The organism is Streptomyces capparidis, from assembly GCF_054782095.1.
This window is the reverse complement of record NZ_BAAGTD010000021.1, coordinates 1-18,599: the sequence shown is the minus strand read 5'-3', so window position 1 is coordinate 18,599 and position 18,599 is coordinate 1. Positions and strand designations below refer to the sequence as shown.

Below are 18,599 nucleotides of genomic sequence, written 5' to 3'. Positions count from 1 at the left end.
ACATTCGTGGACATTGCCGAGTTGGAGTGACACGCCCAAGGCTTGTGCGTGAGCACGATGAGGACCACTACATCGCCGACTCCCTCGAAGCCCTGCGCACCCTCATCACCGACATCAAGGCGGGCAAGGCCGACCACCTGCTTAGGACCCGCCGCGCACGCCTCCGCCAGTCGGTACCGTGTACAGCAATCGACTGATGAGGCAGCAGCACGGCGGGGGCGCAGCGCGTGGCGCAGGCACGGAGAATCGGCGAGCAGGGCCGCTATGAGCTGATCGAGGAGATCGAGTCCGGCGGCATGGGCACGGTCTGGCGCGGCTACGACGCCGTCCTGGACCGGGAGATCGCGGTCAAGCTCATCCGGCCCGATGTCGTCGCATCGCCCGCGCAGGTGAAGGAATTCACCCGCCGCTTCGAGCGCGAGGCGCGTGTCACCGCACGTATCGGCCACCACGGCGTGCCGCAGGTGTTCGACGCGGTGTTGGACGAGGCGTCGTACGACCGGCTCTACCTGGTGATGGAGTATGTGCGCGGGATCTCTCTGCGCAGGGTGCTCACGGGCATGGGGGGCGGAGCGGCGGTGCGGCTCCCGGTGAGCTGGGCCGCGTCAATCGCCGCACAGATCTGCACGGTCCTGTCGTACGCCCACGCGATCCCGGTCGTGCACCGCGACCTCAAGCCGGACAACATCCTCATCGCCGCGGACGGCACGGTGAAGGTGCTGGACTTCGGCATCGCGAAGCTGCTGCGCACGGACGTCACCCGACTCACGGCCACCGGCAACCGAATCGGTACCAGCCGCTACATGCCGCCCGAGCAGATCGACGGCACGCAGATCACGCCGCTCAGCGACCTGTACGCACTTGGCTGCGTGCTGCACGAACTCCTCGCCGGTGAGCCGGTCTTCAGCGGCGACAACGAGTACCAGCTCCTGCACCAGCACATGGAAATGCCGCCGACGCCGTTGCGCGCCCTGCGGCCCGAGGTGCCGGAAGGCTTGGAGGCGCTGACCCTGGACCTGCTGGCCAAGGCGCCCGAGCAGCGTCCGGCCGAAGCTTACGCGGTGTACGAACGCCTGTCGCCGCACCTGCCGCAGCCGGGTTCAGCGGCTGACCCCGTGGTCTTCATCGACGGCGGCTCCCCTTCGGAGATGCCTGACCCGACGCTGGTCTACCGGCAGCCGAACGCACCCCTGCGGCGGACCACGGTGCCTACGCCTTCCGCCGAGCTGGTGGCTCCGGTGCCGGTCCCGGCGCGCGTCGACACCGCGCTTCGGGACGCGGTCCGGGACGCCTACGCCCGGTCCGCGGACCTCGCCGAGAGCGGGCGGTTCACCCAGGCCGCGGACGTCCTCAAGGCTGTGATCACCACGGCAGCCACTGCCCTCGGCGCGCACAACCCCCGGGTGCTCGGCCTGCGGCGGCAGCGCGCGGCGGTCCTCATGGCCGGCGAGGACTTCCGGCGCGCCTTAGCGGAGTTCGACGCGCTGGCCGCCATCTACGCCCGTACGGCGGGACCGTCCAGCGACAGCGCATTGGAGTGCCGCCGGCACGCCGCCCACTGCCGGGCCAACCTCGGCCAGGCCACCATCGCCCTGCGAGAGTTCCAGGAAGTCCTGGAGGTCGTGTCCGACGCGGATGGAGACGCCTCCGAGACCGCTCTCGAGCTACGCCACAGCATCGGCGTCCTCCTCTTCTCCGAAGGCCGCCGCAGCGAAGCCGAGGGCGTCCTCGACGCCCTCCACGAGGACATGTGCGTAATCCTCGGCGAGGACCATGAGGAGACCCGCGAGATCGCCGACCTCCTCGCCCGGCTGCACCGCCCGGAGGGTTCAGGCCCCTACTGACGTCCCACCGATACCGTCAGGCTTCGCCCTCTTCGTCCTCTTCGCTGTGGATGCGCTGCGCCAGATCCCACAGGCTGTGGCCATCCGCGAGGAACCAGCGAGCTGTCCCCTGGTTGGACACCGGCCGCTCGTCCCATTCGGCATCCGCCCACATCTTCGACACCAGCCCGGACGGCGAGTACTGCTGCTCGTCGTGCGCCCACAGGATCGGCTTGGTCCGGTGATTGACCCAGGTCGCCTGGCGTCGCCTTTCGTCTTCGACGAGCCACTCTTCCATCGCGTCACGCTCGGGAGCGTTCAGGGGCACGTACCGAAGGGGGGATCCGTCCTTGATGACACGGCGGTCGACCAGGAGCGGCACCGTGTTCCTGCGGCGTGGCTTGCGCTCCTTTGCGGGGGGTGCGGGAACGGCGACGCCGTCGGCCAGGTCGCCAAGAACGTGTTTCGCCAGCTCTCGGCATGTATCCGCGGTCTGGAAGGCGGTCCTGATCTGAGGGCGGGGTCCGTACCGAGTGACGATCAGGTGCGTCAGTCGGCGCACCAAGTCCGGTACGAGGGTGGGAATCTTTTCCAGGACCTCGCTGTCCCAGTCGAAGTCGGGGTCATCGATGCTCGTGGCCCCGAGATGCTGGAAGAGCAGGTGGGTGACGAGAAAGCCACCATGCTCCGCGGTCGCCGCCTCGCGGCTGTTCTGCCCACTGCCCAGTTCGTAGACGGCGCTCCGTGCTGCGCGCAGTGTGAGGACGGAGCGCCACACCTTCTGCGGAGAGGGTTCACGGTGGAACAGCACAGTGTGGCTGCCCTTGGGACCCTGCTCCCAGAGGTTCTCCGTGGAACTCGCGGCTCGGGCGGCCTGTTCGGCATCCGGGTACAGGCAAGCAAGGGCGAGGGCGAGTTCGTCCAGTGAACAACCGGTCTCTGGGGCAGCGACCGGCTCGCCCCGCTTGATCACGTACTGCTTGCGCAGTTCGGCGCGCAAGTTGGCTTTGATCGCTTGGTGCACGGGCTCGAGCGCGATGTGATCGCGCTGCTCGATGGCGTTCTGCCGGTTCGCCGCCTGCGAGACCTGTACGCCGAATTTCCGGTCCCCATGCGTATTGATGACCTTGATGCTCAGAGTAGCGTGGGCCGCAGCCTCACCGTCATCGTGCATGGCCCTGGCGATAGCCCGTACCGTCTGAGCGCCGTTGACGATGCTCGCCCCCGTCACGGTCAGAGTGGTCGGCCTGCTCTGCGGTGCCTTGGCACTGTCGTGCTTCGCCGTGAGCGAGTCACAGATCATGGTGATGCCGTTGTTCAGGTGCCAGAATTTTGTGGGGTCGGACGTAAGGGTCTGGCCGATCTCCGCGTTGGTGACGGTGGTCCCGAGCGGGGCCCGGAGATTCTGCTCGAACAGGCTGGTGCCGTACGTCTCGTACCATTCGGCGACACTTTCAGCGGAGATCGTGCCCTGAAAGGCCTCAAGTGGTCCCTTCTGTTGATACCACTCGTCAAGGCGCACGTCCAGACAGATGGGCTCCGGCCGAAGGTCAGCATGGATCTGGTCATGGAAGTCTGCGGCGTACAGCACCTCTACGCTCAAGCGGGCGCCGTGCTTGTTGAACTCGTCGAGAGCGTTGTTGAGAACCTCACGTGCGGGCGGCGATGGCTCCGTGGTGCCCATCAGTGCGATGACCAGGGTGGCTCGCCCGTTGACGATGAATGGTCTGGCCTGTAGGGCGAGGGCACCGGCACGCTGATTGAACTGGTCGTACAGCTCGTTCTCGATCCGGTTCAGGCCGTCCACCATGGCCTTGGCAGCGTCCACGTCGAAGGTCGCCGTGCCCTTGTCGCTCCACTTCGCCTGGACCAGCAGAGCGTGCCCGCTCTCCGGCAGGGGGGCAATGGCGTCCAATCCTTGGTCCGCGATGCCATCCGTAACGAACCGGGCCGCCTCGGCCACGCTGCATTTGGCTACGCGTCGTACCGCGAGGGCCGCGAGGGCGCGGGAGAGGAAGCGCTGCTCGTAGTTTCCCCCTCGGAAGTGGGCGATGTCACTGTCGTCTATCACCCCGTCGAATGTCTCGTGCAGTTGCTCGCGGACCTGCGTTACCTGGCGAGGTGTGTCCGCCCCCGAGGTGGCCATGAATGGTTGCCCTCCCACTGGTGGTGTCATGCGATGCCCTGGGCCCGCATCCCGATCCCTGAGCCGTTGCCACGCGGCCGGCTGCTGAAGTCGACGACCATCAAGGCGACACCGACCGTTTCAACAGTGGCGTCCACCCAGTCCAAGGCCACATCGAAGGGCACCTCGCGCGCACCGAACCAACCGTCGCGCACCAGCCGGGCGAAGTCGGTCGGTACCAGGTGGCGGGTGAGGGCATCGACGGGAGGACCTGAGAAACCGGCCTCCGCCGCGGCCGAGACCGCTGCCGCAATCTGGCCATAGGGGTAGATCGCGCCGGGACTCGTTCGATGCAGAGCAGTAGTGAAGGGCACCTGCTCGTGAATGCGAAGAAAGATTGGGTCGTCCAGCAGGCTGTAATCGTTGGCGCTGCGTCGAGCGGGTGTCGGCAGGCGGTGAACACGGCCGAGGAACTCGTCCAGGCTGTGACGGGCGTCGGACGACAAGAGCCCGTTCGGGCCAGGACGCAGGTAGCGCAGCATGACGAGCGTCCGGGTGCCGACGTGGTAGTAATAGGCGTCGAGAGAGCCCTCACCGCCGTCGACCACCCACCGATCAGTTATCGACGTGGCCTCAACGTCATAGCTTTGGCGGCCTCCGCCGCTCACGAACGCCTGGACGACGGTCTCACCGACGCCGCTGAACCTTTCCGCCGCCCGCCCACGGATGTCGTCGAGCATCGGCTGAACCGCAGTCCCGGTGAGCCCACTCAGGAAGCTTGCCCGGGCGGCTGTCCTGACCCAGCCGCGCACCGGAGCAAAGTCATTCGGGGCCAACCCAGCTACCTTGGCGAATAGCAGCAGAGCATCACGCTCATCGCGCCATCGGAGCTCCCGGTCGCTCCAGCCTTCACCTTCGTCGAGCAACGGCAACAGCCTCTGGACTTCCCTCTCAACGTCGGGGGAGATACGCTGAAGATTTGCGAACACAATGTCCGCGTCGACCGTGACAGGGCCGCTTGCCGGTAACGATCTGGCGAGTGCACCATCCCGCTCGCCGCCAGCGCACCAGAGCCCCGAGAAAGGCACCAGGCCTCGAATCCTTCGTGCACGGGAGATGACGACCTTCCGGTCCCGATCGGTCTCGTGAGCAGGACGCACAATGCCCAGTCCCCAGATCCGCTCTGATTGCTCCCGGCCACCTTCGTCACCCGGCTGGTCGACAGGAGCAACCAGGATCGCGAGGTGCGATTTAACCTCGGGCCAGTCACGACAGGGTTGGGAATAGGACCTTTCTTTGGTCTGGTCGGCGTCGAGCAGACGAAGCAAGTCATGGTCAGGGCGCAGAATCGCCAGCCGTGGCGACCCCACCGAAGACGTGGAATCTGGCTGCCTTGGTTGCACGAATCCCATCCACTCCCCCAAACCGCCTGCCACCACCCCGAGGTAGGCTTAGGGGGATGGTAGCGCGCCAGCTCCAACCTCCAGCGAGTGGGTTTGCGTGCGCACAGCAGGACGCGGGCGGGGGCAGCCCAGTGTCATTGATCACGCGATGACGGCGTGATGATTTTTGAAGGCGTCGCCGCAAGCCAGAGCGGGTTGTCTCCATCGGCCCTCGGCATGGCGCAAGCTTTGGATCGCTCCGGACTGCCATCTTGGCAGACAGGCCGCGCACAGCCCGTCCGTCCGCCGCGCCACAGGCTGGCCCCTTCCCCTCCGTTCGGGGCCCCCGCCGGGTAGGGAGAACGATTCCACCACGCGGGTCGTCCCCTCCGCTGATCAAGTGAGACGTTACGCGCCGTCCGGCCAGACCACATCCACCGGCAACCCGGCGGCGCGGGCTTGGACGACGGTGTCGGCGGTAACGCCGCCATTACCGGAAGGCGGGCTGCCGTCCCAGACGGCCACGAGCCTGTCGGCGCGCTTGAGGAGTTCTCTGTTTGCCGCCTCGTACGCCTGCCGGTTCGCCGTCTCGTGCGGTATCACGAGCACCTCGGCGGCGGCCTCGACCAGCCGGTAGAACACCGGGGCGTGGTCCGGCTTGACCTTCGCCTGGCGGTAGTCTCGCGACGGCACGACGACGACCAGACGACCACCGGCCTCCAGCACCGCCTCGGCGAACAACGAGTCCGCCCCGCGCGCGATGCACGAGACCCCGACCAGCTCCCCGTCGTTGTCGTTCCACTCCGCCAGCAGCGTGCGCAATGCGTCGCGCACGAGGGCGGCGGTCGCCGTGGTGAGATCCATATGTCCGGTCACGGCGAAGGTGGTCACCAGGCCATCCTTCCAGTCACGTCGCTGAGAGCCGGGAAGGCGCTCAGGCTTGCGCTTCCGCCTGCCACCGACACGTGCGGTCGGCGTCTTTGGGCCTTCTGCGTCAGTCGCGTCGGGCCCTCTCCGGCCAGATCACCCGAACCGGCACCCCGGTCCGCCGGGCATGGGCCACCACATCGGCGGTGCCGCCATAGCCGCGCGCCGGTTGGCCGTCCCAGACGGCGATCAGCTCGTCCACCAGGCCGACGAGGATCTCGCTTCCGGCCATGTGGGCCTGCGAGTCCGATGTGACGAGTCCTGTGGAGTGCACTTCCACCGCTCGGTGCAGCAGGGTGTCGTACGTGGCGTGGTGCTGCTTCGGGAGACCCTGCCGGTACTCGTGGGCGGGCACCACCGCTTCGAGTCGCCCTCCGTGGGCGAGGACCAGCTCGGCGAACCAGGAGTCGGGGCCGTCCGCCAGGCACGAGACACCCACGAGATCGTTCGGGCGGTGACGCTCCACTTCCTCCCGCAGGGCGCGGCGGACCAGGTGCTCGGTCTCTTCGCCCAGCCCTCGATGTCCCGTGATGCCCACGCGCATGTCCGCTCCTCCCGGCCCGGTCACAAGTACACCTCGTGCAGTCGCTCGTCGAACTCCCGCACGATCCGCGGTGGAGTGGGTGAGGTGCAGGCGCGGCGTAGCGCACGGGCCCGGTCCACCACCCGGCCGGAGCGGAAACGCAGACCCGTCTCCAGTGCCTGCGTGCCCAAGGTGAAGGCTCCGTCGAGTCGTCCGGCCGTCAAGTGGGCGAAGGCGAGGTCCAGGAGCAGCAGGGCGCGTTGCTTCTCGTGGCCTGCCGCCATCACGGAGCCCGCACCGTCCTGGGCGTCGAACACCCAGCGCGGCAGGCCGAGCCGTGCGCCGCAGGACACCCGGCTGGCGGCGACCTTGGCGTGGGTGAAGCTGAACACCCATGGCCAGGGTGGTGACTCCTCGTCCGCCACCGAATCCGTCAGGTGGGCCGCGGTCGTCAGCGCTTGGTCCGCTCCTTCGCTGTCCCCCACTGAGGCGTGTGCGAGCGCTTCCGCTGTGCACAACCACGCGTCCGCTATGGCCGGTCTTCGTGCTCCCAGCCGCTTCCGCGCCGCCTCGACCAGTCGCAGGGCGTGCGCCCCGTTGCCCGCATGGGCCTCGAACTGCGCGAAGCTGCCGAGTTGATAGGCGGACAGCAGCGGGTCGCGCGCGCTGTGGGCCGCCTTGATGGCGGTGCCGTACCAGGTGCGGGCCGAGCCGTGGTCTCCCATGTCCCACGCCAGCCAGCCCGCCAGCGAAGCGATCTCGCTGCCCACCGCGGCCAGGCGGGCCCGGCTCTTGTTCTCTGTTTCGGCGGCGAGGGTCTGGGTGAGCCGGAGGTGCGCCAGGACTGGTTCCGTCAGGTGCCGGGAGGGCGTTGAGCCCTCCATGCGGCGGAACGCGGTGGTGGCCAGTCGGAGGGTGGCGGTGTGGCCGCCGCTTGGGTGTGCGTCGTTTCCGGGAGGGGCCGCCAGGACCGGGGCGGTGACGACCGCTGCCGCTCCGGCCAGGAAGTTTCGCCGTTCCACTTCGGTTCCATCTACGCGGGCGGCGTCTGCCGCTGTGTGGTCGGCGAGGCCGACCAGGCGCGGGGGAATGCGCAGATGGGTGGCGGCTCTCGCCAGGAGTGTCATGTTGTAGGAGGCGGCGCCGCGGCCCTCCAGCCGTGAGATGGCGGACTGGCTGACTCCGCACGCCTCGGCGAGCTGCTTCTGCGAAACCCGGGCAGCGATGCGGGCCAGCTTCACGACGCGGCCGAAGTCGCCGACCCGGGAAGCCTCCCGAACACCTTGCACAGACCAGTTCACCGATGTTCGCCCCCGAGACCTTGGTACATCGCCTTCATCAATCCCCGGCCATGCATATGCGGGGTACGCATACGCATATGCGGTGAGCGGGTCGTCACTGGTTCCCGCAGTATGCCCTGCGCTTTCGTCTCCTCACTACCCGTGACAGGGAAGGGGACACATGGCGATCAATGCCACCACTCGGAAGGTGATGCCTCCGGTTCGCGGACGGCATCCTGCCCGTGGCCGAATGGACGACGCCGACCTCGCTGCGAGGCTCACCGGAGGGCGCGATGTTCTCGGTACGGCGCTGACGCGCAAGGGGCACCTGGCGCAGCGGCGCTGTCGCCTCACTTCGGTGGAGGACCGGTGAGCGCCCCCGTGCACCCCGCGGAGCAGTGGGTGCCGCCGACGGGGGACGAGGTGGAGATGGTGGTCGCAGGCCGATACTGGGACGCGGTGAAGGTCGGCAGCGTGCCGGTGGGTGAGGCGGCGTTGACCTGTCTGCGGCACCGCAGCGGGGCGGTCATCGCCGATCACTTCGGCGGAGCGATGTACTGGCTGGTCCGCTGCGGCGCGGCCACGGCTTGGCCCGCCCTGCCGACCGTCACCTTCCTGACGGCCACCCCGGACCGCGTCTGCCTCGTCGGGGTGCCTCCGGTGTCCCGCCGGGTGCGGCCTCTCCCGCACTGGCGCGTGCCCTTGGGGCCGTCCTGCTACCTCACCGACCCGGCCGCCTTGTTCACGGCCCTGTGCACCGCCACCCGCACCGTGTTGGAGCACCCGTGACCAGGACCGGGCTGGTCCTCGCCCCGCCGCCGCGGCCTGTGGTCCTGCTGTACGACCGGCACTGCACCACCGCCACCGACCCGACCGTGGCCCGGCTGGACGAACTGCACCGGCACGCCGACGCGCAGGGGTGGGACCGGGCCGGGGTCTGGGTGGATTGCGGCCGCCCCGCCCGCACCCCGCACCTGCGCCCCCGCCTGTACGACGCCCTGGCCGCCGTCCCCCGGCTGCGATGGTGCCGGGATGGGCGGGTGCGCCCCGTGCTCCTGCTGATCCACACCGAGGACCGGCTCAGCACCCACCCCCTGTGGGCCGCCCACCTCCGCGAGCACATCCGGTGGGCGGGAGCCCGCCTGGAAGTGTTCGCGGAGGACGCCCGGAACCACGTGTGCGAGCCCCCGGCCACGGGGGACGGCGACAGCCGATGAGCGCACCTGCGAGGCCACGCCCCCGGCGACGGTGCGAGCCACAGCGCTGAACTCGCCATGTGGGCTCTGGCTCCGGTGGGCGTTCGCGACGGTGAGGAGAGAGGGTGACAGTGCCTGTGGAACCGACCCCTGACCACTTCCGCGTGCGCCTCGGTGCCGCGGATGCGACTGCTCGCTCTTCGCCGGAGAGGCGCTCGGCGGGCGGCGTCCCCGACACGCGTGGAGACGGCCGCCCGCCTCCCGCTACTCGAAGAACTTCAACCCCCACCCGGTGTTCGTGTTCGCGCCGGGGACGTTGGCGCGGCTGTACGTGGTGTTGCCCCACCAGCAGAAGGTGCCGGTGTACCAGTAGCGGTTCTCCCAGGCGTACGGGGTGCCCTTGGGGACGGCGTGGAACATCATCGGGAACGTCGGGCCCGCGGGTGGGCTGGTGTTGATGTCGCCGTTGAGGAGGACGAAGGTGTGGTGGCCGGGGCCGTTGACGTGGAGCGTCGGGTCCCAGCCGGGCATCATCGTGGCGCGGTTGGAGCCGAAGAGGCAGCCGTTGGACTTGTACCAGTCCCACACGTACGTCGGGTCGCCGCCGGCGCGCAGCCGCAGGTCGGCCAGGCAGTACTGGTCGCTCCAACTGCCGTTGGCGGAGTAGACGATGTGGAGTTGGCCGTTGGGGTCCTTGATGGGCTCGGGGCCCTCGTTGATGTACGGGCTGCCGACCACCCGCTCCCAGGGTTCCCGCGGCTGGGAGATGATGTACCGGGCGCCGGTCGTCGTGGTGGGGCTGCTCATCCGGGCGATGTAGAGGTTCTGCTCGACGTTGTCGTTGCCCGCCCAGCCGGACCAGACGAACCAGCGCTGCCCGTTGAAGACGAACGGGACGCCGTCGATGGCCCACTTGTCGTCGGGCAGGGCCATTCGCTTCGCGGTGGAGTATCCGGTGTCCGGGCTGGTTGAGCTGATCACGTACATGCGGTGGTCCGCGGCGCGGCCGGCGGTGAAGTAGATGTAGTAGCGGCCGCCGTCCAGGACGATCTCGGGGGCCCAGACCTCACCGAGGTTGCCGGTGTCGGTCCAGACCGGGCGGGCGGGTGCCGTGGCCAGGGCGCCGGGCGAGGACGCCTGCCGCACGACGATGCCGCCGCCGGTGGACTGCACCCCGATGTAGGTGCCGCCGACCCGGAGCACGCTCGGGTCCGCGGCCCTGAGGCTGGTCTGCCCCGCCTGGGCGGGGCCGCCGAGGGACAGGGCGAGCACGGCGGCGAGGACGCCGGACAGGGTGATGGCGGCGGCGGAAAGACAGCGAGGAAGCTTCACGGTCCCTTCCCTGGTCGGGCTCCGCTTCGACGCCGGGGTCGACGAGGTGCGTCGGCGCTGAGACGGCGTCCGGGCGGGGCCGCGTCGGAGGGGGGTGGGGCGGCTCCGGCCGTCACGCTCCTTCGCTCCCGTGCGGGGACGCGGAGGGGAGGAGGGGCGTAGTCGCAGCATCGCGGGTGGGCGGGGGCATGTCAACGCGTGCTGTGGGTGGGTCGGTGTGAGGGGGAAGCGGGCGGGTGCCGTGGGGGTGGGCGCCAGGGCCCTGACGGATGGCACGGTTGGCATGGACATGGTTCTGTGACGGAGGTAAGCTCCGTGCCCATCTGATGAGAGCGCTCTCAACTAGTGGTTGTTCCACCCCCGACCTCGCCGGAACGACGAAGGGCAACCCCCCATGAGACGCAGCAGACTCAAGCACGCCGCCCTGGCCACCCTCCTCATGCTCGGCGGCTGGTCCGCGGCGAGCACGCTGCCCGCCTCGGCGTCCGACTCCGCCGCCGGCTCCCCCACCGCCGCCACCGCCGCCCCGGAGACCTCGCCCGGTCTGCTCGAGGCGATGCAGCGGGACCTTGGCCTCACCCGCGCCGAGGCCGAGGACCGGCTCGCGGACGAGCGCCGGGCCACCGACCTCGTGCCCACGGCGCGCCGGGCCGCGGGGAGCGCCTTCGGCGGCTCGTGGTTCGACGCCGAGCGGGGGCGGCTGACCGTGGCCGTCACCTCGGACGCGGCGCCCGCCACGGTTCAGGCCGTCCGCGCCACCGGGGCGCAGGTGCGGACCGTCGAGCACAGCGAGAAGGAGCTCAACGCCGCCAAGTCGCGCATCGACCGCCTGGAGGCGCCCGCCGGCGTCAGCAGTTGGCACGTCGATCCGGCCGCGAGCACGGTGGTGGTGAACGTGGTCGGCGACGCGCGCGCTGACAACGATGTCCAGCGGTTCGTGGACCAGGCCCGCGAGGCGGGTCCGGTCACCGTGCGGACGGTGGGGTCCGCACCGCGGACCTTCGCGGCGGGCACGGTCGGCGGCGACCCGTACTACACCGGCAACGTCCGCTGCTCCATCGGCTTCTCGGTGCACGGCGGGTTCGTCACCGCCGGGCACTGCGGCCGGGCCGGCGCGGCCGTCAGCGGCTGGGACCGCACCCACATCGGGACGTTCCAGGGCTCGTCGTTCCCGGACAACGACTACGCCTGGGTCAGCGTGGGCAGCGGCTGGTGGACGGTGCCGGTCGTCCTCGGCTGGGGCACGGTTCCCGACCAGCTCGTGCGCGGCTCGGCCGAGGCCCCGATCGGCGCCTCCATCTGCCGCTCCGGCTCCACCACCCGCTGGCACTGCGGCAGGGTGCTGGCCAAGAACGAGACCGTCAACTACAGCCAGGGCGCGGTGCACCAGATGACGAAGACCAGCGTCTGCGCCGAGCCCGGCGACTCCGGCGGCTCGTTCATCAGCGGCGACCAGGCGCAGGGCGTCACCTCCGGCGGCTGGGGCAACTGCTCGAGCGGCGGGGAGACGTGGTACCAGCCGGTCAACGAGATCCTCAACCGGTACGGGCTGAGGCTGCACACCGCCTGATCCGGGAAGGCCGGGAAGGTGAGGAGGGTTCCGCCGGGGCGGCGTCCGGCGGGACCCTTCGTGTTGCCGCGGGGATGGGCCGCCCTGTTCCGGCGGCGAGGGGGTCCGCGTCGCGGCGGGGCCACGCGCGCACCCGCACGGGCGACCTCGGTGGTATGAGAGGTAGCATAGGTAGTATGAGCGAGCCCACCGCCAAGTACTCGATCACCATGCCGCGAGACATCGCCGAAGCTGCCCGGACCCGCGGTGGTCCTTCCGGACTGTCCGCCTACGTCACCGCCGCGGTCGCCCGCCAGATCGAGCGCGACAACCTCAACGAACTCATCCAGGTCGCCGAGGCGGACCACGGGGCCGTCACCGACGAAGAGGTGCAGGCCCTGCGCGAGCAGCTCCTCCGGGCCCGCCGGGAGCAGACGGGCGGCGGGACCGACGCCGCGTGACCCGTTCCCCCGCCGCCCCCGGCGGCACCCTGGTCCTCGACAGCGGGGGGTTGGCCAAGGCCGTACTGCGGGACCGCGCGGTCACCGCCTGGCTCGCCCTGGCCCACGCCGATGACCTGCGCGTGATCACGTCAGCCGCCACTCTCGTCGAGGTGGTCCATCCCCGTATCAATCGCCCGGCCTTCGAGTGGACGTTGTCCCGCATCGTCGTGGAACCGGTCACCGAGGCGATCGCCCGCCAGGCCGCCGGCCTCCTCGCCGACGCCGGGCTGCACGGCCACGAGTACGCCATCGACGCGATGCTCGGCGCCACCGCCCTCGCCGCACCGGGGCCGACCACGATCCTGACCTCGGACCCGGAGGACTTGGCGGCGCTGTGCGGTGGGCGCGTCACCGTCATCAAGATCTGATCCGGGCCGGGCAGGCGTCAAGTGACGGCCGCCGGCCCGGCGTTCCGCGGAGGCGTCGTCCCGCTTGAACGCCAGTTCGCATGGATGTCTCCGGTCGGGGCAGCCGGTGGGGGCGGAGGTGGTGGGTGCCATGACGATGGTGGAGGAGTCGGCCGGGGGCAGAGCTCCGGGGGGTGTGTGCGCGGCGGCGGGTGAGCGGGAGGAGACGCCGCGGGAGCGGGTCAACCGGCGGTGGAACGAGATCCTCCAGGAGACGCGGGTCGCGCAGACGGGGGTGCAGATCCTCTTCGGGTTCCTGCTGAGCGTGGCGTTCACCCCGGCGTTCCGGGAGCTGGGCACGTTCGACCGTACGGTGTACGTCGTCACCGTGGTGCTGGGCGCGACGGCCACGGGAGCGCTGATCGCGCCCGTGTCCATCCACCGGTTCCTGTCCGGGCAGCGGATGAAGGACGACGTGGTGGAGGTCGCGGGGCGGCTGATGGTCTGCGGCATGGTGTTCCTCGCCCTGACCATCGGGTGCACGCTGCTGCTGATCCTGCATGTGGTGATCCCGGGGCTGCTCGCCGAGCTGCTGGTCGGCGGGGTCATGCTGTGGTTCGGGCTGTGCTGGTACGCGCTGCCGCTGTGGCTGCGGCGGCGGGCCGGGCGGCAGCCGGGGGCGGACGGGGAGTAGGCGGCGGCCCCGCCCGGGCGGGCGTATGGTTCCGATATGGGCGATTCGCCGCGGGCGCTGGACGAGGCGCTGGCCGCCACCGTCCGCGGCACCGGGGCCTCGGCCGGGGGCCTGTACCTGCTGGCGGCGGACGAGCCCGTGCTGAAACTGGTGGTGCTGTGCGGCGTGCCGACGGTGAGCGCGGCCCCGTGGTGGCGGGTTCCGCTGGTCGCGGGCGGGCCGATCTCCGGCGCGGTGTGCGAGGACCGGCTGGTGTGGGTGGGCCGGCAGGAGGAGATGGCGCGCGACTACCCGCGCGCCGCGGCGGGCCTGCCCTACCGGTTCGCGCTGGCGGTGGCCCCGCTCACCGGTGTCCGGCACCGCTGGGGCGCGCTGCTGCTGCTGTGGCCCGCGACGCGTCCGCCGGAGCTGACCCCGCGCGAGCGCGGCCACATCGTCTCCAGCGCCCGGCGCATCGCCCGCCTGCTGGACGAGTCCCCCCGCCCGCCGGACGTCCCGGACCAGCCGCGCGTCGTCACGGCGCACCGGCCCGGCGCCGGCCCGCCGCAGCCGGGGCTCGCCGCGGCCGACCTGGTCGAGCGCCTGCCGGTGGGGGCGGTCTCCCTGGACCTGGAGGGACGCGTCACCTTCCTCAACACCGCCGCCGCCACCCTGCTGGGGCGCGGCGCCGACCAGCTCATGGGCACCCTGCCGTGGCAGTCCCTGCCCTGGCTGGACGACCCGGTGTACGAGGACCACTACCGCACCGCGATACTCAGCCGCGAACCCGTCGCGTACGCCGTGCTGCGCCCGCCCGACCGGTGGCTGGAGTTCCGGCTCTATCCGGACGACAGCGGCATCAGCGCCCTGATCGCCCCGGGCCGGAGCGGCGCGCGGCCCCGGGACACGGCACCGCCGCTCGGCTCGGCCGCGCCCGGCAGCGGGGGCGGGGCGGTGGCGGGCCGGGTCCACCAGCTCATGCACCTGGCGGCGGCGCTGACCGAGAGCGTCGGCGTGCGGGACGTCATCGACCTGGTCGCCGACCAGGTGCTGCCCGCCTTCGGCGCCCAGGGGATGGTGCTGTCCGCGGCGGAGGGGGGGCGGCTGCGGATCACCGGGTATCGCGGCTACAGCCCGCGGGCCATCGAGCGCTTGGACGGGCTGCCGCTCGACACCGAACTGACCCCCGCGGGCCAGGTCCTGAGCAGCGGCAGCCCCGCCTTCTACGCCACCCCCGAGGAGCTGGCCCGCACCCACCCACAGGCCAGCGCGCTCAGCGGGAAGCAGGCGTGGGCGTTCCTGCCGCTGATCATCTCGCAGCGGCCCGTGGGCTGCTGCGTCCTGTCCTACGACCGGCCGCACACCTTCACCGCGGGCGAGCGCGCCGTCCTCACCTCGCTGGCCGGCCTGATCGCCCAGGCGCTGGACCGGGCCCGCCTCTACGACGCCAAGCAGGACCTCGCCCACGGCCTCCAGCAGTCGCTGCTGCCCCGCACCCTCCCGGTGCTGCCCGGGCTGAACGTCGCCGCCCGCTACCTGCCCGCGACCCACGGCATGGACATCGGCGGCGACTTCTACGACCTGATCCGCCTGGGCGACACCGCCGCGGCGGCGGTCATCGGCGACGTGCAGGGGCACAACGTCAGCGCGGCGGCGCTCATGGGGCAGGTCCGCACCGCCGTGCACGCCCACGCCACCGCGGGTGCCGCGCCGGGCGAGGTGCTGGCCCGCACCAACCGGGTCCTGGCCGACCTGGAGACCGACCTGTTCGTCTCCTGCCTGTACGTGCACCTCGACCTCGCCGACCGCCGCGTCGCCCTGGCCAGCGCCGGGCACCCGCCGCCGCTGCTGCGACTGCCCGGGGTCCCGCCCCGGGCCCGGGTGCTCGACGTGGAACCCGGCCCCCTGCTGGGCGTCGGGGTGCAGGCCCCCTACCCGGTGACCAGCCTGCGACTGCCCGTGGGCGCCCTGCTCGCCCTGTACACCGACGGCCTGGTGGAGGTTCCCGGCACCGACCTCGCCCGGACCACCGAGGCCCTGGCCCGGCACCTGGCGGACGCGGGCGACCTGCCCCTGGACCGGCTGATCGACAGCATGGTGGCCACGGCCCGGCCGACCCGGCGGCACGTGGACGACATCGCCCTGCTGCTGCTGGAGGCCACGGAGCGCCCGGGGTGAGCCGCGGCGGCGGGGCCCAGCCGCGGGCGCCGGCTCGGCGGGGGCGGGTTCGGCGGGGGCGGGTTCGGCGGGGGCGGTTTTATCCGATTGCGCCGTCCGTGGGCGGCCCGTCATGATCCCGGGATGGCCGAGGACCGATACGCGGACGGACGGGCCGGGATCGACGCCCGGCTGGTGAGGCGGCTGATCGCGGCGCAGTTCCCGCCGTGGCGGGACCTGCCCGTGCGGCCGGTGGAGGTCGACGGGTGGGACAACCGCACCTACCGGCTCGGCGACGACATGACGGTGCGGCTGCCCACCGCCGCCAGCTACGCGCCCGCGGTCGGCAAGGAGCACCGGTGGCTGCCCGTGCTGGCGCCCTCGCTGCCGGTGCCGGTGCCCGAGGTGCTGGCCTTGGGGGCGCCGGGCGAGGGCTACCCGCACCACTGGTCGGTGCGCCGCTGGCTGGACGGCGAGACGGCGTCGGCCGCCCGCATCGACGACCTGCCGTCCTTCGCCGAGGCGGTCGCGGAGTTCGTCCTGGCCCTTCAGCACGTGGACGCCACGGGCGGGCCCGCGGCCGGGGCGCACAGCTTCCACCGGGGCGGGCCCCCGGCGCACTACGACGAGGAGACCCGCCGCTGCCTGGCCGCGCTGGACGGCCGGGTGGACACCGCGCGGGCCTCGGCCGTGTGGCAGGCCGCGCTCGCCGCCACGTGGCGGGGGGCGCCGGTGTGGTTCCACGGGGACATCGCCGCGGGGAACCTGCTGGTCAGGGACGGGAAGCTGGCCGCGGTCATCGACTTCGGGACCTCGGGGGTGGGGGATCCGGCCTGCGACCTGGTGATCGCGTGGACGATGTTCTCGGGCGAGAGCCGGGAGGCGTTCCGCGCCGCCGTGGGCCAGGACGCGGCCATGTGGGCGCGGGCGCGCGGCTGGGCGCTGTGGAAGGCCCTGCTGGTGCTGTCGCAGGACATCGACACCAGGCCGGAGTCGGCCGCCGAGCACCGCCGGGTCGTGGACGCGGTGCTGGCGGACCACGACCGCTTCGGCTGACCGCCGCGTCCCCGGGCGGCCGGGGCGCGCCGTTCCCGCGGGCGGCGGGGCCCGCGGACGGGGCGGCGGCGGTCAGCGTCCGCGCAGGCGGCGCTCCAGGTGGATCTCGGTGAAGACGGCGACCTTCGCGCGCAGCGCCCACGGGTCGCAGGGCTTGGCGATGTAGTCCACGGCACCGGCCGCGTAACCGCGCGCGGAGTGCCCGGCGTCGGCGCCCATGGCGGTGAGGAAGATGATCGGGATGTCCCGGGTCCTGCTGCGCCGCTTGATGTGGGCCGCGGTCTCGTAGCCGTCCATCTCGGGCATCTGCACATCCAGGATGATCACGGCGAAGTCGTCGTGGTCGAGCAGCGCCTTCAGCGCCTCCCGGCCGCTGGGGACGGCCACGAGCTGCTGGTCCAGGCTGGACAGCGCCGCGGTCATGGCGAGGAGGTTGGCCGGCTGGTCGTCCACGATGAGCACCTTCGGCAGGCAGCGCCGCGCCGGCCCGGGGAGGGCGCCGGCGCCGTGGTCGCCGGGCGGCTCCGGGGCGGGGCTGATGGTGGCGAGCTGGCGCTCCAGCAGCTCGCAGCGCTCCTCGGCCCGGTCGTGCCGGCGGCGCACCTCCCGCAACTGCGCGGACAGGCGGTCCACCTGCTGCTGGAGCATGTCGCGCTCCCGGACCAGCTCGGCCAGGTCGGGTGACTGCGCCTCCAGGGCGTCGGCGCGGGCGCGCTCGGCGCTCCACTCGGCCTCCAGGTGGCTCAGCCGCACCTCCAGGTCGGCGATGCGGGTCCTGCGGCTGAGCAGCGCCTCCCCCAGCACGTCCCCGTGCGCGGTGGAGCGGCGGGAGTCGCGGTCGGCGTCGGCGAGCTGCCGCTCCAGCAGCTCCACCGCCTGCCCGGGGGGAGCGCTGGTCTCGGAGGCGGCCTGGTGCAGCTTCCTGACCAGTTCGATGGCCTCGGGCGTGGCCGCGGTGCCGCGGTGCTCCGCGAGATCGGTGAGCAGGTCCACCACCACGTCCCACGGCGGGATCCGGGCGCCGCTGAGGTAGCGCGACAGGGCCCCGGCGTCCCGGTTGCGGCGTACGGCGTAGCGGCGCACCGACACCTCCAGGCCCGCGAACAGCTCCCGCAGCGCCGTGGCCAGCGCCCGGGACTCCTCGCTCAGGTCGTCCGCCAGGGGACGCAGCTCACCCACGCCCGCCTCCGCGGCCCCGCTCGGGCGGCGCGGGGGCGCCGGGCCCGCCGGGGGCCGGGGTGTCCGCGGCGATCAGCCGGTCGAAGAAGGGCACCGCAAGGCCCGCGGCGGCGCAGCCGTACAGCACGCCGCGCGGCGCCCCGCCGTCCGCGAGCGCGGTGAGCACCCCCGCCCCGATGCCCGTCAGCGAGCCGAGTAACAGTACGAGCGTCGACCTCAACGACAACAACGAGCGGTCCACCGGGTCCTCTTCGCTCCGCCGGCCGCGACACCGGCCCGGCATCCACCCTGCGGACGGGCGTCCGCAGGGTGGACCCAGCATGGCCGCGGGCACCGGTGTTGCGCCCAGGGAACGGCCGGGTCAGCAACACCGCGGCGGGCCCGGCACCGTTGCGGTGCGGGCCCGCAACACCGTCTCGCCGCAGGCCGGGGCGGCTCACGGCGGCCGGGCGGGGCCGGGTGGTGCGGGCGGGTTCGGCAACACCGGCCGGGCGCGCGTGCCCTCGGCCGGCGCCCGCGGCGGCGGGCCGCTCCCGGGACCGGGCGC

The 18,599-nt window shown here is 71.7% G+C and carries 18 protein-coding genes; 10 read left to right on the top strand and 8 right to left on the bottom strand.

The genetic code is table 11. The features are described from left to right. The first annotated feature begins 2 nt into the window (after positions 1-2). Entirely contained in the window at positions 3-197 is a 195-nt protein-coding gene (locus ACYVO2_RS18405) for a hypothetical protein (RefSeq protein WP_461009040.1), read from the top strand. 30 nt (positions 198-227) lie between these two features. Beyond that, a complete protein-coding gene (locus ACYVO2_RS18400; protein WP_461008948.1) occupies positions 228-1,844 on the top strand; it encodes a serine/threonine-protein kinase in 1,617 nt (538 codons plus the stop codon). 16 nt (positions 1,845-1,860) lie between these two features. On the opposite strand, the gene ACYVO2_RS18395 is transcribed toward ACYVO2_RS18400, so the two are convergent. The 5 genes from ACYVO2_RS18395 to ACYVO2_RS18375 all read right to left on the bottom strand — a co-directional run bounded on the left by ACYVO2_RS18395 (position 1,861) and on the right by ACYVO2_RS18375 (position 8,021). Beyond that, positions 1,861-3,969, bottom strand: a complete 2,109-nt coding sequence (locus tag ACYVO2_RS18395) for an AIPR family protein (RefSeq protein ID WP_461008947.1) — start codon at positions 3,967-3,969, stop codon at positions 1,861-1,863. Positions 3,970-3,995: 26 nt separating this feature from the next. Beyond that, positions 3,996-5,276 (bottom strand): hypothetical protein, encoded by a 1,281-nt coding sequence (locus tag ACYVO2_RS18390; protein WP_461008946.1) that lies wholly within the window; start codon positions 5,274-5,276, stop codon positions 3,996-3,998. 462 nt (positions 5,277-5,738) lie between these two features. Further along, positions 5,739-6,221 carry a hypothetical protein gene (locus ACYVO2_RS18385; RefSeq protein WP_461008945.1) on the bottom strand — a complete coding sequence of 161 codons (483 nt, stop codon included), beginning with the start codon at positions 6,219-6,221 and terminating at the stop codon, positions 5,739-5,741. Positions 6,222-6,324: 103 nt separating this feature from the next. Next, the gene (locus ACYVO2_RS18380; RefSeq protein ID WP_461008944.1) at positions 6,325-6,801 is read right to left on the bottom strand and encodes a hypothetical protein; all 477 of its coding nucleotides are present in this window, start codon (positions 6,799-6,801) and stop codon (positions 6,325-6,327) included. Between the two features lie 20 nt (positions 6,802-6,821). After that, a complete protein-coding gene (locus ACYVO2_RS18375) occupies positions 6,822-8,021 on the bottom strand; it encodes a helix-turn-helix domain-containing protein (RefSeq protein ID WP_461008943.1) in 1,200 nt (399 codons plus the stop codon). 408 nt (positions 8,022-8,429) lie between these two features. Here ACYVO2_RS18375 and ACYVO2_RS18370 point away from each other — a divergent pair, with 408 nt between their 5' ends. Together ACYVO2_RS18370 and ACYVO2_RS18365 are read left to right on the top strand one after the other, a co-directional pair. Beyond that, positions 8,430-8,849, top strand: a complete 420-nt coding sequence (locus ACYVO2_RS18370) for a hypothetical protein (protein WP_461008942.1) — start codon at positions 8,430-8,432, stop codon at positions 8,847-8,849. Continuing rightward, positions 8,846-9,277, top strand: coding sequence for a hypothetical protein (locus ACYVO2_RS18365; protein WP_461008941.1), 432 nt, complete (start codon positions 8,846-8,848; stop codon positions 9,275-9,277). The genes ACYVO2_RS18370 and ACYVO2_RS18365 overlap by 4 nt, the downstream gene beginning before the upstream one ends. 243 nt (positions 9,278-9,520) lie before the next feature. On the opposite strand, the gene ACYVO2_RS18360 is transcribed toward ACYVO2_RS18365, so the two are convergent. Next, the gene (locus ACYVO2_RS18360; RefSeq protein WP_461008940.1) at positions 9,521-10,588 is read right to left on the bottom strand and encodes a glycoside hydrolase family 43 protein; all 1,068 of its coding nucleotides are present in this window, start codon (positions 10,586-10,588) and stop codon (positions 9,521-9,523) included. A 394-nt stretch (positions 10,589-10,982) separates the two neighbouring features. Here ACYVO2_RS18360 and ACYVO2_RS18355 point away from each other — a divergent pair, with 394 nt between their 5' ends. The 6 genes from ACYVO2_RS18355 to ACYVO2_RS18330 all read left to right on the top strand — a co-directional run bounded on the left by ACYVO2_RS18355 (position 10,983) and on the right by ACYVO2_RS18330 (position 16,873). Then, complete coding sequence (locus ACYVO2_RS18355) at positions 10,983-12,158, top strand: S1 family peptidase (RefSeq protein WP_461008939.1); 1,176 nt, start codon at positions 10,983-10,985, stop codon at positions 12,156-12,158. Between the two features lie 176 nt (positions 12,159-12,334). Continuing rightward, complete coding sequence (locus ACYVO2_RS18350) at positions 12,335-12,598, top strand: CopG family transcriptional regulator (RefSeq protein WP_461008938.1); 264 nt, start codon at positions 12,335-12,337, stop codon at positions 12,596-12,598. Next, on the top strand, positions 12,595-13,008 hold the full coding sequence (locus ACYVO2_RS18345; protein ID WP_461008937.1) for a type II toxin-antitoxin system VapC family toxin: 414 nt from the start codon (positions 12,595-12,597) through the stop codon (positions 13,006-13,008). The genes ACYVO2_RS18350 and ACYVO2_RS18345 overlap by 4 nt, the downstream gene beginning before the upstream one ends. 130 nt (positions 13,009-13,138) lie before the next feature. Further along, positions 13,139-13,681, top strand: coding sequence for a DUF6328 family protein (locus ACYVO2_RS18340; protein WP_461008936.1), 543 nt, complete (start codon positions 13,139-13,141; stop codon positions 13,679-13,681). A 36-nt stretch (positions 13,682-13,717) separates the two neighbouring features. After that, positions 13,718-15,838 (top strand): PP2C family protein-serine/threonine phosphatase, encoded by a 2,121-nt coding sequence (locus ACYVO2_RS18335; protein WP_461008935.1) that lies wholly within the window; start codon positions 13,718-13,720, stop codon positions 15,836-15,838. Between the two features lie 123 nt (positions 15,839-15,961). Beyond that, entirely contained in the window at positions 15,962-16,873 is a 912-nt protein-coding gene (locus ACYVO2_RS18330; RefSeq protein ID WP_461008934.1) for an aminoglycoside phosphotransferase family protein, read from the top strand. Between the two features lie 72 nt (positions 16,874-16,945). Here the strand turns inward: ACYVO2_RS18330 and ACYVO2_RS18325 are convergent, their stop codons facing one another. Together ACYVO2_RS18325 and ACYVO2_RS18320 are read right to left on the bottom strand one after the other, a co-directional pair. Continuing rightward, entirely contained in the window at positions 16,946-18,052 is a 1,107-nt protein-coding gene (locus tag ACYVO2_RS18325; RefSeq protein WP_461008933.1) for a response regulator, read from the bottom strand. After that, positions 18,045-18,272, bottom strand: a complete 228-nt coding sequence (locus ACYVO2_RS18320; RefSeq protein ID WP_461008932.1) for a hypothetical protein — start codon at positions 18,270-18,272, stop codon at positions 18,045-18,047. Before ACYVO2_RS18320 ends, ACYVO2_RS18325 begins: the two co-directional genes overlap by 8 nt. Positions 18,273-18,599: the final 327 nt, after the last annotated feature.